This is a genomic window from Methylobacterium terricola, from assembly GCF_006151805.1.
Classification (GTDB): domain Bacteria; phylum Pseudomonadota; class Alphaproteobacteria; order Rhizobiales; family Beijerinckiaceae; genus Methylobacterium; species Methylobacterium terricola.
On the sequence record NZ_VDDA01000003.1, the window covers coordinates 21,398 to 36,029 of the forward strand.

General features: G+C 72.6%; 16 protein-coding genes. 1 reads left to right on the plus strand and 15 read right to left on the minus strand.

Annotated elements, in window-relative coordinates; all coding sequences use genetic code 11:
* Window positions 1-400: 400 nt before the first annotated feature.
* Window positions 401-1,207 (plus strand): trypsin-like peptidase domain-containing protein, encoded by an 807-nt coding sequence (locus FF100_RS07470; RefSeq protein WP_139034942.1) that lies wholly within the window; start codon window positions 401-403, stop codon window positions 1,205-1,207.
* A gap of 44 nt (window positions 1,208-1,251) precedes the next feature.
* Here FF100_RS07470 and FF100_RS07475 read toward each other — a convergent pair whose 3' ends face one another.
* The 15 genes from FF100_RS07475 to FF100_RS07545 form a co-directional block, all read right to left on the minus strand.
* Entirely contained in the window at window positions 1,252-1,605 is a 354-nt protein-coding gene (locus FF100_RS07475) for a hypothetical protein (protein ID WP_246101961.1), read from the minus strand.
* Between the two features lie 103 nt (window positions 1,606-1,708).
* Window positions 1,709-2,242 (minus strand): hypothetical protein, encoded by a 534-nt coding sequence (locus FF100_RS07480; RefSeq protein ID WP_139034943.1) that lies wholly within the window; start codon window positions 2,240-2,242, stop codon window positions 1,709-1,711.
* Window positions 2,239-3,177, minus strand: coding sequence for a YncE family protein (locus FF100_RS07485; protein WP_139034944.1), 939 nt, complete (start codon window positions 3,175-3,177; stop codon window positions 2,239-2,241). The genes FF100_RS07480 and FF100_RS07485 overlap by 4 nt, the downstream gene beginning before the upstream one ends.
* Complete coding sequence (locus FF100_RS07490) at window positions 3,174-3,725, minus strand: SRPBCC family protein (RefSeq protein ID WP_139034945.1); 552 nt, start codon at window positions 3,723-3,725, stop codon at window positions 3,174-3,176. The genes FF100_RS07485 and FF100_RS07490 overlap by 4 nt, the downstream gene beginning before the upstream one ends.
* 2 nt (window positions 3,726-3,727) lie before the next feature.
* A complete protein-coding gene (locus FF100_RS07495; protein WP_139034946.1) occupies window positions 3,728-4,723 on the minus strand; it encodes a vWA domain-containing protein in 996 nt (331 codons plus the stop codon).
* On the minus strand, window positions 4,720-5,319 hold the full coding sequence (locus FF100_RS07500; protein ID WP_139034947.1) for an MxaK protein: 600 nt from the start codon (window positions 5,317-5,319) through the stop codon (window positions 4,720-4,722). Before FF100_RS07500 ends, FF100_RS07495 begins: the two co-directional genes overlap by 4 nt.
* Window positions 5,316-6,359 carry a vWA domain-containing protein gene (locus FF100_RS07505; RefSeq protein WP_139034948.1) on the minus strand — a complete coding sequence of 348 codons (1,044 nt, stop codon included), beginning with the start codon at window positions 6,357-6,359 and terminating at the stop codon, window positions 5,316-5,318. The genes FF100_RS07500 and FF100_RS07505 overlap by 4 nt, the downstream gene beginning before the upstream one ends.
* Entirely contained in the window at window positions 6,356-7,342 is a 987-nt protein-coding gene (locus tag FF100_RS07510) for a nonribosomal peptide synthetase MxaA (protein ID WP_139034949.1), read from the minus strand. Before FF100_RS07510 ends, FF100_RS07505 begins: the two co-directional genes overlap by 4 nt.
* The gene (locus tag FF100_RS07515) at window positions 7,339-8,181 is read right to left on the minus strand and encodes a DUF58 domain-containing protein (RefSeq protein ID WP_139034950.1); all 843 of its coding nucleotides are present in this window, start codon (window positions 8,179-8,181) and stop codon (window positions 7,339-7,341) included. The genes FF100_RS07510 and FF100_RS07515 overlap by 4 nt, the downstream gene beginning before the upstream one ends.
* Entirely contained in the window at window positions 8,178-9,209 is a 1,032-nt protein-coding gene (locus FF100_RS07520; RefSeq protein ID WP_139034951.1) for an AAA family ATPase, read from the minus strand. The genes FF100_RS07515 and FF100_RS07520 overlap by 4 nt, the downstream gene beginning before the upstream one ends.
* Window positions 9,210-9,284: 75 nt before the next feature.
* Window positions 9,285-9,575, minus strand: coding sequence for a methanol dehydrogenase [cytochrome c] subunit (locus tag FF100_RS07525; protein WP_139034952.1), 291 nt, complete (start codon window positions 9,573-9,575; stop codon window positions 9,285-9,287).
* 96 nt (window positions 9,576-9,671) lie between these two features.
* Window positions 9,672-10,268 (minus strand): cytochrome c(L), periplasmic, encoded by a 597-nt coding sequence (gene moxG / locus FF100_RS07530; RefSeq protein WP_139034953.1) that lies wholly within the window; start codon window positions 10,266-10,268, stop codon window positions 9,672-9,674.
* Between the two features lie 81 nt (window positions 10,269-10,349).
* A complete protein-coding gene (gene moxJ / locus FF100_RS07535) occupies window positions 10,350-11,264 on the minus strand; it encodes a methanol oxidation system protein MoxJ (protein WP_139034954.1) in 915 nt (304 codons plus the stop codon).
* 72 nt (window positions 11,265-11,336) lie between these two features.
* Window positions 11,337-13,211, minus strand: a complete 1,875-nt coding sequence (locus tag FF100_RS07540) for a methanol/ethanol family PQQ-dependent dehydrogenase (RefSeq protein ID WP_139034955.1) — start codon at window positions 13,209-13,211, stop codon at window positions 11,337-11,339.
* Between the two features lie 596 nt (window positions 13,212-13,807).
* On the minus strand, window positions 13,808-14,608 hold the full coding sequence (locus tag FF100_RS07545) for an IclR family transcriptional regulator domain-containing protein (RefSeq protein ID WP_139034956.1): 801 nt from the start codon (window positions 14,606-14,608) through the stop codon (window positions 13,808-13,810).
* Window positions 14,609-14,632 lie beyond the last annotated feature (24 nt).

A 14,632-nucleotide genomic window follows, 5' to 3' on the forward strand; every position in this document is an offset into this window, starting at 1 on the left:
GAAAGATCATGGTCATCGACAGGGCCGGCCTTCGTCCGGGGGTCGGATCTGGCGACGGCACGACGTTCGACGGAGGCATGATCCGTCGTCACGCCTCGTGCGGGCATTTTGGGCGGGCGAGGCCCGGGCGATCGATCGGCAGAGCCACGCCCTGCGCGCCGAGGCAGGCCGCTGCTCGTCTCCGCCTCCCGCGGCGAGATCCAGGCCGTCGGCGAGCGCGCGTCCCTGTTCCGGCGCATCGCGGCCGGCGGGCGGGTCGCCCATGTGAGGGGCCTGCTCTCCCGCGGATGACGCCTCGGCCGCGCGCCGCCTGCGGTCGCGCGCGTCGAACCAAGACCTCCCACGGCATGCCTTCACCGGACAAGACGTCAGCGGACAAGACTTCGGGGTTCTCGCGGCCATGATCCATCCGAGACGGCGCATCGTGGCTGTGGCGACGCTCGTCGCGGCCCTGTCGGGTCCCGCCACGGCCGGGGACCGACGGGTGGCCGCCCTCTATCCGCAGGATGGCCGCCGGGCGATGAGCGGTGCGGATTACGCCCGGTATCCCGGTGCGGGGATCCTGTTCTGCCGCGACGCCTCGGGCGTGCCGAAGCGGGCCGCCGCCGCCTGGCTGATCGCCGGGCCGCGGACCGTCATGCTCAACGCCCACAATTTCCGCAGCAAGCGGCTCGCCGTCACCCGCGCGGTCGCGGACTGCTTCTTCCAGATCGCCGGCCGCAACTACGATTTCGAGCCGGAGAGCCTGCAGCTCGGCGTCCGGCCCGGCGCGGAGGCGCTGCACATCACCGACGACTGGGCGCTGCTCCACCTCACGGAGCCCGTCACGGCAGCGGCGGCCCAGCCGGCCCCCGAGGCGCCGCTGGGGCTTCCCACCGGAAGCGAGGCCGTCGCGGTGACGATGGTCTCGCCGGCCGGCCACGAGAATTTCGGCAGCGCGACCAGCCTCGAAGCCTGCACCATCCGGCAGATCGACCCGCCGGGCGAGGACGGCATCCGGCAGGCCCGGCACGATTGCAACAACGGCTATGGCGGATCGGGCTCCGGGCTGTTCGATGCCGCAGGCCGCCTGATCGCGATGCAGAGCGCGTCCCTGTCGATGAATTCCCGCCGCCCCTACGACGGCGAGTTCCATTACGGCTCGGCCCTGCTGCTCGAGGGCGCCCTTGCCGAGGCCCTGCGCGCGGCGGTCCGCCGGCCCCGGTGACCTTTCAGCCGATCGGTCGGCGAGGATCGGTCGGCCGAGACCGGTCAGCCCGGCCCGATCAGGCCGGGCACCACCGTTCCGCCCGGGCCGAAGCGCTCCTGCGCCCGGCGGCAGCTCGCCTCCGGGTCCTTCTGGTAGGCCTGGGTGTAGGCGGCCGAGCGGATCAGCGCCTCGCCGTGGGACAGGGCCGCGAGATCGGTGCCGAGCCGTTCCACGACCTCGCGGAGCCGGGCGTAATCCGGCTTGGTGCCGGGACAGGATTCGGCCACGAACCGGACCAGGCCGGCGAGCTTGACGGCATCGTTGCTGATGGCGGCCGTGTCGACCGGGCCGGGAGCCTCGGCGGCCCCGGCCGCGGTGAGCGTGAGGGCGAGGAGCGGCAGGACGTGACGGATCAAAGACAGGCTCCTTCTCTGCATCATTCGCCGAAGCGGTCACCGGTTCGGCGGCGAAATCGAAGCAACACCGGAAAGCTCCGCGGCATCACCCGTGCGCCTCCGCTCAGGGGAGGGCGGTCGCGGCGTCGTCGCCCTGCGCGCCGTAGCGCTCCCGGAGACGGTCGAGGGCGGCGCGATGGTCGGCTCCGCCGGCCCGCAGGGTGACGTAGTGCTGGCACAGGCTGCCGTAGAGCTGCCGGCGCCCGGTCGGCGCCGCGACCGCGATCAGCCCGGAGATCAGCGCCTCGGGGACCGGCGCGTCGGCCATCATGCCGGCCACCTGCGCGGTACGGTTGGCGATCATGCGCGGATCCTCGATGAACAGCGGCCGGGCCCGCGCCAACGCCGCCCGCAAGGTCGTCACGGCGGCCTCGTCCGCCGCCACCGGCCGTCCGGCGGCGCGGGCGGCGAGCCAGCGGGCGGGATCGGTGCGGTCGTCCGGCGTCAGCCAGCCGGACCGGGCGCCGTCGTCGCGGCGGGCGACGATGGCGGCAGGGGCCTCGTCCCGGACCTCGCCCCGGGCCTCCTCGCGGGCCGGGCCGTCGCCGCAGGCGACGAGCAGCGCGAGGACCAGGGGGGCGGCCGGTCCCGGCCTCACCGGAGGGAGGCCGCGAGGCCGCGGGGGCCGTCGGCCAGGGGCAGCCGCGCCAGTTCCCGGCGCGACCGGGGGTCGACGAGGGAGAGATCGCCGGAGAACCAGTTGGCGACGGCCACCCGGCCATCCTCCAGCGCCAGCACGCCCTCGGGATAGCGGCCGACCGGGATCTCGCCGTCCGGTGCCAGGCGCTCGGCCGACAGCAGGGCGACGCTGCCGGCATGCTGGCGGCTCACCACGACCGTGCGCCCGTCCGCCGTCACGGCGACGCCGTAGGGCATCGCCCCTACCGGCACGGTGGCGACCGGGGCGAGCGTCCGGGCATCGATCACCGTGAGGTCGTTGCTGCGCACGTTCGCCACGTAGAGCCGGCCCCCGTCGGGGCCGAGCGCCAGGGCGAAGGGGCCGTCGCCGGTCGGCGCGGTGCCGGTCACCCGCATCCCGGCGGTGTCGATCGCGACGATCCGGCGATGCTCGCGGTCGGCGACGTAGAGGCGCGCGCCCGTCCGGTCCAGGGCGAGGCCCGCGGGTTCGGGGACCGGCACGGCCGGGCCGCTGGCCTCGCCGGTGCGGGGATCGCGCCGCACCACCTCGCCCCGGCGCCAATCGCCGACATAGAGCGCCGACCCGTCGGGCGCGGCGGCGATGCCGAAGGGCGAGCCCGGATGGTCCAGGCGGGCGATCACCCGTCCGGCGGGCCCGTCGATCACCGAGATCGCCCTGTGGTCGGGATGGGTGACGTAGATCCGTCCCCCCGGCCCCGTCGCGAGCCCCGCCGGGCCGGGCCCGACCGGGATGGCGGCGATCACCCGGGGGGACGCAGGATCGATGCGCGACACCACCCCGCCATCCTGGCTCGCGACGTAGATCTCGGCCGCGACTGCAGCGGGGGCCCAGGCCGGGGCGGCGACCAGGGCGGCAAGGAGCGCCCGCCTCACCGGCCGCCCTCGACCTTGGCCCTCAGCCCGGCGAGACCCGCCTCGATATACGCCTTCATGGCGGCCCGGCCGGCCTCGTCGCTCAAGTCCTCCGGCGGCTCGTTGCCGGTATCGCCGCGGTAGAACCGCCCGAACCAGGCGACCTTGCTGCCCGTTCCCTCCGGCGTCACCGTGAGGGTGGCCGAGTAGGACGAGACCGGCAGAGCCTTCAGGTCGGGATCGTCGAGGCGGTACGAGTAGCTGCGCCGGGCCGCGTCGTACTCGTCGAGGCTCTCGTGCAGGACGCCGCCGTTCCGGAGCGTCAGGGTCCGGGTGTCGCCGTTCCTGGTGCCGTCGCCTTTGCCCGTGCCGCGCGCGACGAGCGGGTGCCAACCGGCGATGTCCGCGAAATGGCCGGCGACGGCCCAGACCTTGTCGGGCGGGGCCGCGAGGGTGACGGTAGCCTCGATCTTCTGCGGGGTCGGCCCGTGGGCGAGGACGGTCGTTGCGACGCCGAGCGCCGCCGCGCCGACGAGGCCGCCGAACAGGGAATCGTGGAACCGGCGCATGCTTACGCTCCGTGACGAAGGCGGGAGACGGTCTCGCGCAGGCGGATGTGCCAGGGCAGGAGACCGAACAGGACGAGGAGGGCGGCGAGCGCCGCGGCGCCGAGGACCGGGCGCAGGTCGAGCCGGACCGGGCGCGACCGCGTCGTCGCCGCCGCCGTGAGGGCCTCCGCGAGGCCGCCCGGCGCATCGAGGGGCGCGTAGGCGAGGCCGGTCTCGGCCGCGAGCCCGCGCAGGTAGGCGTCGCGCACCGAGGACAGGTGCTCCTGGCCGGGCGCGGCATGGGACCCGAAGGGGGCGTTGCGCGGGTTGTAGCCCTCGCGGTGCTCGGCCTCCGGTGGCGGCGGGCCGAAGCGGTTCTCGTGCGGCACGTCCTCCGCCCCATAGAAGCCGATCTCGCGGCCGCGATCGTCGTAGCGGGGGATCGGCACCGGGCTGTGCCCGCCGGCTCCGACGATCAGCCCGCGCACCGCCCCCGGCTTGCCCTCGAAGGCGGGACCGCCGCGGGCCGGCAGGGGCGGCGCCTCGTGGCCGTCGGTGACGAAGACGAGGTCGCTGCCGAGATCCCCCGCCAGCGCGATCGCCCGGAACAGGCCCGCGGCGATCCGGCTGTCCCCCTCCCAGCCCATGCGCCAGTCGAGGCCCGCGAGGGCGCCGTCGAGGGCGCCGAAATCGGCGCAGGTCTCGATCGGCTCGAACAGCAGGAAGGCGCGCCGCTCCGCGAACAGCCCGAGGCCGAGGCGCGAGCCGCAGGGCAAGGCCGCCGCGAGGCCCCGCAAGGTCGCCTTGGCCTTGTCGAGCCGGCTCGCCGGCTTGCCGTCGAGGCGCTCGTCGCGGGTGTTCATGCTGCCGGTGATGTCGATCACCACCACGGCCTCGACGCGCGGCCCGGTGACGGGCAGGGACGGCACCAGACCTGTGAGCGCCGTGAGGGCGAGCGCGCCGGCCAGCAGCTGCCCGCGTGCGTGGCCGAGGAGCCGCGCGAGAGGTGGCGGGCTCACGGCAGCCCCCGCGGCTGGCCCGGAATGTCGGTCCAGATCGTCTTCGGATCGGCTTGCATCTCCTCGCCCTGCTCGCGCCCGCGCTCGGGGAAGTCGCGCACGAGGCGCGAAGCGACGTCGAGGTTGAACTTGGCGTCCCAGGCCTCCGGCCGGAGCGTCAGGGCGCGGCGATAGGCTTGGCGGGCGAGCCCGACGAGCGGCGTGGCCCGCTCGAGGTCGCCCGCCTCCAGCCTGGCGAAGGCCTGCCGCAGCCGTGCATTGCCGAGGGCGATCTGCGCCAGCGCGCGCAGGGCCGGCGCGCCGCCGCCGTCGAGGGCGGCGGTCAGGGGCTCGGCCTCGTCGAGCCTGTCGCGGGCGGCGAGGAAGCGGATGCGGGCGAGCAGCAGTTCCGGGACGGCGTCGGCGGCCACCGGGCGGTCCTGGCCGGCCTCGAGCGCCGCGATGGCGCGGTTGGCGTTCCCGTCGCGCCAGGCGAGGCCGGCGCAGGCGAGCGCCTCCGCGGCAGCGGCGAGCGGCAGGCCGACGAGCAGGACCGGCCGCACGGGCCCCCAGGCCCGGCGCAGGACGCGCGCGAGGGTGAATCGGGTCGTGGTCATGCGGCGCGCCTGGTCTCGCGGGATGCCGCCGGGCGGGAAGCGGGGCGGCGGGTCGCCAGGTCGGTCTCGATGAGCGTGCCGGCGAGGAGCAGGCCCATCGCCAGGGCGGCGAGGCCGTAGGCGAGCCCGGTGAGATCGCGCTGCGGACGCCGCTCGGCGTAGGAGATCGGCTTGCGTTCCTGGCGGTCGATCTCGCGGATCGCCGCTTCCACCGCCTGGGCGCTCTCGGCCTCGAAGGCGCGGTAGGGCACGCCGAGGCTCTTGAAGAACAGGTCGAGGTGGCGCTCGGGCGCCGCCTGCGGCGTGTCCTCGCCCGCCGGGCGGTCGGCGAGGCCCGGGGAACCGGCGGTGCGCAGGAACAGCCAGTACAGGGTCGGGCGGATCTTGGCGAAGTCCTCCCGCAGGGTGGGCTGGACGCGCCGGTCGATGACCGCGGCGCCGTCCGAGACCAGGAGCAGCACGCGCGAGGCCTGCGGCGCGCCGGTGCCGAACTGCGCCAGCGCCAGGCCGAGGCCGCGGGCGACGTTGGTCGCCTCGAGGCCGGGCCGGTCGATCGCCCGGATCGCCGCCCGTACGGCGTCGTGGCGGTCGGTCATCGGCAGCACCGCCATCGGCGAGGTCGAGAAGGCCGAGACCGCGACGAGATCGTGCGCCCGGCGGCCGACGAACCCGTCGAGGATCCGCCGCGAGGCAGCGGCCTTCGATTCCTCCGCGCCCGAGGGCTGCCTGCCGGCGAAGGTCTCGTTCATGCTGCCGCTGCGGTCGACGAGGAGCGAGATCTGGGCCCCCTCCCCCGTGCGCGCCAGGCTCTCGCCGGCCAGGTGCGGTCCGGAGAGGGCGATGACCAGGAACCCGATCCCCGCCATGCCGGCCAGCGTCAGCACCGCATCGACGAGCCGCGACAGCCCGTCGGCCGGCACCATCGCCAGCGATGGGATCGGGACGCGCCGCTGGGCCGAGGCGGCGAGCGGCAGGAGCGCCAGCGGCAGCAGCCACAGCCAGGCCGGCGCCGTCACCCCGAAGCGGGCGAGGACGGTCATGCCGCACCTCCCCCCCTCGCCGCCCGCTCCGCCGCGGCGAGGCGGCGGGCGGTCGCAACGAGGTCGGGAAACGGGCAGGTCCGCTGCGCCGCCGACGGATCGCGTCCGAAGAAGGCGTCTCGCGAGGCCGCGAAGAACCGGTCGAGCGGCTGCGCCAGGGCCCCGTAGGCGGGATGGCGGGCCAGGAATCCCGCCAGGTCCTCGCCCATCACCCGCCGTCCGTCGGTGCGGTCGAGGCCGCGATGGAGCGCCAGCAGCGCCTCGCGATAGGCGGCCTCGGCGTCGCGGCGGGCCGCGAGGCGGCGCACCTGCCGCCAGGCCGCCGCGAAGGCCCGGGCCGGCCGGTGCCGGAACGGCCACCACGCCCGGTCACGGGCAAGCAGCGCGAGCCCGGCGAGGGCCGAAGCCGCGAAGCCCCCGGCGAGGGTGCGCGGCACGGCCGGATCCCGGCGCGGGCTCGCGCCCTCGGGGCGCATGTACTCGACCGGGTCGGCGACCGGCGGCGGCTGGATCTCGCGCAGGGGCGAGACGCTGATCGGCCAGCCCGGCACCTCGGCGACGGCGCTCGTCGTCGCCCGCGGCGCCTCGCTGGCGAAGGTCACGGCGAAGGCCGGCACGTCGAGGCGGCGCACGTCGAGGGCGGCGTAGAACGTCTGGTAGGTGAGCGACAGCCGCCAGAGCCGGTTCCCGTCCCGCACCGGCCCGGGCGCGACCGCGACCCGGGTGAGGTCGAGCCAGGCGGTCAGCGGTCCCGGCTTCGGCAGCGAGGCGGCCTGCGGCGCGAACCCCTCCGCGGCCTCGATCTCGACCGTGGCGGCGAAGCGGTCGCCGACGAAGAGCCCGAACGGCCGCGGACTGCGCACCACCACCGTCCCGATCTGCGCCTCGGCCGGCGACGGCAGGCCTGCCGACAGGAGAGCGGCGAGCCAGAGGGCCCGGAGCGGGCGCCGGTGCCGCGGCGTCGTGATCGCACGCCCGCTCATGCGGCGGTCCCGAGCAGGTGGCGCGAGAAGTCGTCGCCGTCGAAGCGGTCGGCGAGGCGGTAGGGCGGCCGGCCGTGCCGGAGGGCGAGGCGGCGGAGGAAGTCCCGCCGCTCGGCCTCGCGGGCGAGCCAGCGCGCGCGGAGCGAGGGACGCATCAGCACCCGCCGGCGCCCGCCGCCTTCCAGGTCCTCCAGCTCGATCAGCCCGAAGGCCGGCAGGCCCTCGCCAAGGGCGCCGTCCTCGATCGCGACCGGCACGACGTCGTGGCCCTGGAGCCGCTCGAACACCGCACCGGTCAGCGCCTCCGGCAGGCGGAAATCCGAGACCACCACCACGAGCTTGCGCCGTCCGGCGAGGGAGGTGGCCGCCGCAAGGAGCCCGTCGGCGCTCGCCCCCCCGGGCGCCATTGCCCGGAGCCTGGCCGCCACCGCGTCGGCGGTGCCGCGGCGGCGCGAGGCCGGCAGCACCAGCTCGGGCCCGGCCCCGCAGCCGATCAGCCCGAAGGCGTCGCCGATCCGGGTCGCCGAGCGGGCGAGCGCGATGCAGAGCTCGGTCACCAGGTCCCAGGTCGCGCCCGCGCCGCGAAAGCGCATCGAGGCCGAGAGGTCGACGAGCGCCCAGACTTCGAGGGCCCGGCTCTGCTCGAACCGGCGCACCACCGTTCCCTCGAACGGGTCGCGCAGGGTCGCCCGGAGATCGATGCGGCGGGCGTCGGGGTGGCGCCAGAACGGCACGTGATCGCGGAACACGCCGATCCCGCCGGTGTCGCGCGACCGGTGGGCGCCGGCGCCCGAGCCGGCGGCGGGACCGCGCAGGCGGTAGAGGATGTCCCCGGTCACGGCGCCGGCACCGTGTCCAGCACCGCCCGGCACAGGGCCGGCACGATCCGCTCCCGCCGCATCTCGTAGACCGGTTCCAGGAAGATCCGGTGCGCCATCGTCTCGGCGAAGACGGCGCGCAGGTCCTCCGGCAGCAGCATGTCGCGGCCCTCCAGCCAGGCCCGGACCCGGGCGGCGCGGATCAGGAAGGCGACGCCGCGCGGGCTCGCGCCGCCCTGGACCAGGGCCTCCATGGCGACGTCCGGCAGGGCGATGCCGGCCTGCGCCGGCTCCCGGATCGCCGCCCACAGCCGGACGACGTACTCCTCCAGCGCCGGGCTCGCATGGATGCCGTGCTGGAGCGCCGCCGCGATGCCGGCGACCGAGGCCTGGTCGATCACGTCCGGGGCGATCCCGGCGACCAGCGCGTCGGTGTCGTGGAACAGCGGGTCGAAGGCGAGGCGCCGGCGCAACCCCGGATCGGTCGGCGCCTCCAGGCCGATCTCCATCAGGAACCGGTCGCGGGCCGCCGCCGGCAATTCGAAGGTCTCCTCGCGCTCGACGCGGTTGCGGTCGGCGAAGACCTGGAGATGGGGGAACCGGTACTCGCGGTTGAAGGCCTGCACGCTGCGCTCGGCCATCAGCCGCAGCATCAGGGAATGGACCTGGGGCCGCGCCCGGTTGATCTCGTTGAAGAAGAACACCGAGAGATCCTCGGAGCGGCGCAGGACCGGGCCGGGCTCGATCCGCGGCCTGCCGTCCTCGGCGAGGTAGGTGTGGGTGATCAGGTCGGAGGGCATCATGTCGACCGTGCCCTCGACCCGCTCGTAGGCGCCGCCGAGCGCCCGGGCCACCGCCCGCAGCAGGGTGGTCTTGCCGACCCCGACATCGCCTTCGAGCAGCACATGGCCGCGGGCGAAGATCGCGATGGTGACGAGCCGGATCGCCCGCTCCTGGCCGATCACCGCCTTGGCGATCTCCGCCTCGAAGCGCAGGGCGGCCTGGCGCCAGTCGGTCAGGGCCGTGTCGGTCGGCCGGATCTGGTTCATGCGGATCGACGACTCCCGGACATGTCGCAGGGCGAGGACGGTGCGCGGCGCGGGACGGCGCCGCGCGAAGGACATCTACTGCGCCGCGATCTTGTTGACGTCGTATTCCCACTTGCCGGTCTTCTTGAAGGCCTCGACGCGCTTCCGGTTGCGCTCCTCCATCGCCTTGATCGACTCGGATTGCTTGTTCAGCTCCTTGGGGTCGTGCTTGGGATCGTACTTGGTCCCGGCGATCCTGTCGGGGAAGCCGGGCTTGGGCTCCCAGCAATCGCCGGCCGCCTTGCACTTGGTGCCGTCATAGGCGAGCGCGGGAAGGGCCGAGCCGGCGACGAGGGCGAGGGTCGCGGCGGCGAGGGTCAGGCGCATGGTGTTCCTCCTGTCGTGGTCGTGGTCGAGGCCGGGCCGGGGCGCGGGTCCGGCGGTGGCATCCCGGGCCGCGCGTCGGCCCGGGATCGGTCGCCGTCAGGACTTGCCGCTCTTGGCGCACATCCCGGGCGGATCATCGGGGAAGGTCTCGCCGAGCTTGTAGGGCGTGTATGTCTTCTTCTGCCCGTCGTTCAGCCACTCGGCGTCACCGACCGGCCCGGTATAGAGGTGGCGGACCCAGGCGGTGACCTGGAGCATGTCGTCGAGGGTCAGGCTCTGGTTGTGCGGCCCCATCTGGCCGTTGGCGCCGCCGAAGATCGTCGAGAACAGTCCGACATCGGTCGTGTTCTGCGGGTAGGTCCAGTAGTTGTCGTTGAGGCCGGGGCCGATCTTGCCCTCGCCGATATGGCCGTGGCAGCCGGAGCAGGCGGCGAGGAAGGTCTGCTCGCCCTGCTTCAGGCAGCTCGCATCGGTGATGTAGGGGTTGTGCCCGGTGGAGAGGAACTGCTTCACCCCGGGCGTGTCCTTGCCCTCCGGCAGCACGTCGCCGAGGTCGAGCGTCTCGCCGGTGACGACGTTGCGCAGGTCGACGGCGCTGCTCTGTGCCGTGGTGGCGCGCGGCAGGGCGCCGAGGCCGGCCACGAGGATGACGAGCCCGAGGCTGGCGCCGAGGGCGGTCCTACGGTGGATCATGAACGCTCGCTTCAGGTCGAGGGACCGCGCCCGGCGGTCCGGGAAGGAGGAGGGCGGGGCAAGGGGGGATCGGGGACGGGGTCAGGAGCCGGTCGGCACCGTCGGCACGCCCTCGTCCTCCAGGATCGCCTCGATCGCCGGGCGGGCCTTGACGAGGGCCCGGTCGAGGGCGGAGATCAACGCCTCGTCGCCGCGGCGCACGCCCATCGACTGGTCGAAGCGCATCGCCACCTTCTGGCCGTCGCCGCGGGCGGCGTCGTCCGCCACCAGGGTCATGCGCAGCGGCACGCTCGAGGCCTTGACGAAGCGGGCGACGTCCGGCGCGAAGGGTGCGGCGACGTCGGCCTTGCCGCTCGCCACCTCGCCGACGAGGCGGGCCGGATCGATCTGGGTGTACTGGTTGCGCGGCGAGCGGAAGTTCACCAGCGAGTAGAGGTAGGCCATGTCCTCCTCGTAGCGCCCGATGGTCTTCAGCATCGCCTCGCTCGGCGAGCCGAACGGCACCGCGACGTGGTTCACGTGCCGGAGGCGCGGGTCGGACCAGGATGCGAGGTCGAGCCCGTCCTGCACCCGGGTCACGAAGACGTAGCCGCTGCGGTAATAGGGCTTCGTCGTCAGAACCCGCGGGTCGCCGGTATCGAGCCCGGCGACGACGTCGCAGAGGCGTCTGTCGAGGAAGTCGCGCACGAGGTAGATCGCCGGCTTGTCCGACCAGACGAACTGGACCTTGCGCCCCATCGCCTCGGCGACCGCACCGGCGATGCGGTTCTCGAGGCCGGTGCCGTCCTTGAGCGACAGCGGCGGCTGGGACGCGGCGGCGCAGACCCGCAGGACGGTGTCGTCGGGGCGCGCCGGAGCCGGGGCGGGCGTGGCCGGGGCGGGCGGGGACTGGGCGATGGTCTGCGCGGGGGCGGGGGCGGCCAGGCCGGCCAGGCCGGCTAGGCCGAGCGTCGCGCCGAGGAGCGGCCAGCGCAGGTGTCCGAGCGATCTCACCATGATCGGATCCGTTGTCACGAGAGGCGGCGGGGGGCTCCTCCCCGGAGGCGGGGAGGAGCGGATGTCGGCGGATCAGTTCGCCGCGTACTCGCCGACATTCGGGTCGTCGTAGGGGCCTTTGCCGTCGAGGGAGAACACCGTCACCCCGCCGCCCATCTGGGTGTAGTTGGCGAGCTTCTTGAAGGCGCCGACCGCACCGAGGCCGGCGGTCGGGTCCTGGAGGTCGAAGACCAGGCCGACGCCCGGCCAGCCGCCGACGCCGTAATAGATCGCCACGTATTGCGTGCCCTTGTGGCTGTAGGTCACCGGATAGCCGATGGCGCCCGACGGCAGCTTCGACTTCCAGAGCAGCTCACCGGTGTCGGAGTTGCGTGCCTTGATGTAGCCGTCCAGCGTTCCGTAGAAGACCAGGTTGCCGGCGGTCGCCATGGTGCCGCCCCAGACGGCGAAGCGCTCCATCTTCTCCCATTTGAACTTGCCGGTGATGGCGTCGTAGGCCTTGATCTGGCCCAGGCCCTCGGCGTTCTGCCGGTCGCCCTTCGGCCCCGGATACATGTTCAGCGTCGCACCGACGAAGAACTGGCCGGCCCGGTAGGGCAGCATGAAGGGCTCCCAATCCATGCAGATGTGGTTGATGCCCATGAAGAAGAGCTTGCGGTTCGGATCGTAGGAATCGTGGCCCTGGTTGTGGTAGCCCATCGCCGAGGGGCAGATGTCCTTGGCGAGGTGGTCCATCCGGGTGCCGTATTCCGGATCGCGCACCGGCAGGCCGGACTTCAGGTCGACGGTCTTGAAGACGTTGACGGTGTCGTCGATCTTGTGCGCCGAGACGAGGTCGCCGTTGGTGCGGTCGAGCGTGTAGACGATGCCGTTGCGGTCCGGATGGGTCAGGAGCTTGCGCTCCTTGCCGGCGAGGTCCTTCTGGGTCGACAGCATCATCACGTTGACGCCGGCATAGTCCCACTCGTCGTGCGGCGTCTTCTGGTAGCCGAACTTGGCCTCGCCGGTATCGGCGTCGCGGCCGAAGATCGTCATCGTCCACTTGTTGTCGCCCGGCCGCATCGTCTCGTTCCACGGCGCCGGGTTGCCGGTGCCGAAGTAGATCAGGTTGGTGCCGGGGTCGTAGGCGTACCAGCCCCAGTTGGTGCCGCCGCCGATCTTCCAGGCGTCGCCCTCCCAGGTCGCGGTGCCGAGGCCCTTCTGGCCGTAATGGGCATTGTGGATGTTGAAGTCCTTGGCCAGCAGCAGGTCGGAATCCGGGCCCGTCGCGTAGGCGCGCCACTTCTGCTCGCCGGTCTTGACGTCGTAGGCGGTGAGGTAGCCGCGCACGCCGAGTTCGGCGCCGGACGAGCCGATGATCACCTTGTCCTTGACGACGTAGGGAGCGATCGTGAGCGTCGATCCCATCTTGATGTCGGAATTCTCGATCTTCCACACCGTCTCACCGGTCTGGGCGTTGAGCGCCGCGACGTGGCCGTCGAGCAGCGTCTTGAGGATCAGGGGCGGGGTCTTGCCGTCGCCCGGCCAGTAGGCGAGGCCGCGGTTGACGAGGTCGCAGCACGCCACCGAGCGCGCGGCCGGGTTCTGCTTCGGCTTGTCCTGCCACAGGATCTTGCCCGGATCGTCGAGCCCGAGCGCGAAGGTGTTGTTCGGGAACGAGGTGTGGACGAACATCTTGCCGTCGACGACGAGCGGCGCGCCCTCGTGCCCGTTGAGCAGGCCGGTCGAGAACTGCCAGGACACCTTCAGGTTCTTGACGTTCTTGTCGTTGATCTGCGTCAGCTTGCTGTAGTTGTCCGAGTCGTAGTTCTTGCCCGGCATCACCCAGTTCTCGTCGCTCTTCGACAGCGCGTCGAGCGTCTCGTTGGCGAGCGCGGCGTGAGGCAGCGCGAGCGGCGCCAGCGCCAGCAGCGCGGCGACCGAAACGGGATTCACGAATTTGGCCATGTGAAGAGTGGCCGTGCCTAAGGTGCCCATGCTCTGCGTCTCCGGTCAGCGTTGCACGTCCCGGCGGCGATCGCGCCGCGAGGCCGAACGTGTTCGCGCGATGAGGAACGTTAAGCCGGTGAATGCTCAGCCAAGAATGGCCGAATTTATCTTATAAATTTCTCACGCGGCCTTCTTATAATCTACTTATTACGCTCTCTCATCGCCATCATATTAGCACCGTCAGATATAGATGTCTTCCATATCCTTCAGCATTACCATAGGATGATGTGGCAATACGATTGGATGTCATGCCCATCGAGGAGCCCTTGCATCCGGGAATGATTTCGGGTTATAAATCCCTTATTAGTTGGTCAAGCCATTGCAGATCCAAAGAATTTCGGAGGCAGAGCCAGGTTTTCGCGGCATCGCGCGAGGCACGGTGCCGGCATCCCGACGGCGATCGTCGTATGGTCGAGCCCGCGCAGACTTGAAGGCTATTGACACCTGCCGCAAACGGTGGAGTTCTGGACGGTCGCGAACGGCCCAACGCAGTCCAGGATCTCGGAATCCTGGACCGCGGGACCGCCGGGGATGAGCGGCCCGCGGCCCCGCCGTCACACCATCTGCGGCCCGAGGATCGCGGCGACGTCGCGCAGGACGGGCAGGACGCTCTCCAGCATGCGCTCCACCGTGACCCGGTCGACATTCGCCCCGGCATTGAGGGCGCAGACGATCCGCCCGTCGTAGCGTCTCACCGGCACCGCGAGGGAGCGGTAGCCGACCTCGGCCTCCTGATCGACGAGCGAGTACCCGCGCTCCCGGTCGCGGCGGATGGCCCCCGCGAGTGCGGCGCGGTCGACCAGGGTGTGCGGCGTCAGCGGCTCGGGCCGGATGCGCGCCAGGAACGACACGAGGTCCCCGTCGTCGAGAGCGCCGAGAAGCACCCGTCCCATCGAACTGCAATAGGCCGGGATCCGATAGCCGACATCCACGCCGACGCCGAGCAGGCGCGTCGGCCCGGCACGGGCGATGAACACGATGTCGTCCCCGTCGAGGATCGCGGCGGAGCAGGCCTCGTTGAGCTGCGCGGCGACCCGCTCGACGGCCTGCTGAAGCGTCGCCGACAGGCTGTTCGACGCCAGATACGCGGTCGCGAGGGACAGGACCTTGGGCGTGAGCTGGAACATCCGCCCGTCCGACCGCACGTAGCCGAGGCGATCGAGGGTGTAGAGCGCCCGCCGGACCGTGGCCCGCGGCAGGTCCACCGCCCGGGCGACGTCGGCCAGGGTCATCGCGCGGCGTTCGGCGCCGAAGGCCGCGATCACCCGCATTCCCCGCGCCAGGGCCTCGGAGAAGTCCGGACCGTGCTCGTCGACAAGGCGCTGATCGGTCTCGGAACGTCTGACGCGCGGCATGGGAGATCTCTGGCGGCGCCCGGA

Coding starts and splice junctions, on each gene's coding strand:
- FF100_RS07470 (WP_139034942.1), top strand. CDS start 401: ATGATCCATCCGAGACGGCGCATCGTGGCTGTGGCGACGCTCGTCGCG.
- FF100_RS07490 (WP_139034945.1), bottom strand. CDS start 3,725: ATGCGCCGGTTCCACGATTCCCTGTTCGGCGGCCTCGTCGGCGCGGCG.
- FF100_RS07500 (WP_139034947.1), bottom strand. CDS start 5,319: ATGACCACGACCCGATTCACCCTCGCGCGCGTCCTGCGCCGGGCCTGG.
- FF100_RS07505 (WP_139034948.1), bottom strand. CDS start 6,359: ATGACCGTCCTCGCCCGCTTCGGGGTGACGGCGCCGGCCTGGCTGTGG.
- FF100_RS07510 (WP_139034949.1), bottom strand. CDS start 7,342: ATGAGCGGGCGTGCGATCACGACGCCGCGGCACCGGCGCCCGCTCCGG.
- FF100_RS07520 (WP_139034951.1), bottom strand. CDS start 9,209: ATGAACCAGATCCGGCCGACCGACACGGCCCTGACCGACTGGCGCCAG.
- FF100_RS07525 (WP_139034952.1), bottom strand. CDS start 9,575: ATGCGCCTGACCCTCGCCGCCGCGACCCTCGCCCTCGTCGCCGGCTCG.
- moxG (WP_139034953.1), bottom strand. CDS start 10,268: ATGATCCACCGTAGGACCGCCCTCGGCGCCAGCCTCGGGCTCGTCATC.
- moxJ (WP_139034954.1), bottom strand. CDS start 11,264: ATGGTGAGATCGCTCGGACACCTGCGCTGGCCGCTCCTCGGCGCGACG.
- FF100_RS07540 (WP_139034955.1), bottom strand. CDS start 13,211: ATGGCCAAATTCGTGAATCCCGTTTCGGTCGCCGCGCTGCTGGCGCTG.
- FF100_RS07545 (WP_139034956.1), bottom strand. CDS start 14,608: ATGCCGCGCGTCAGACGTTCCGAGACCGATCAGCGCCTTGTCGACGAG.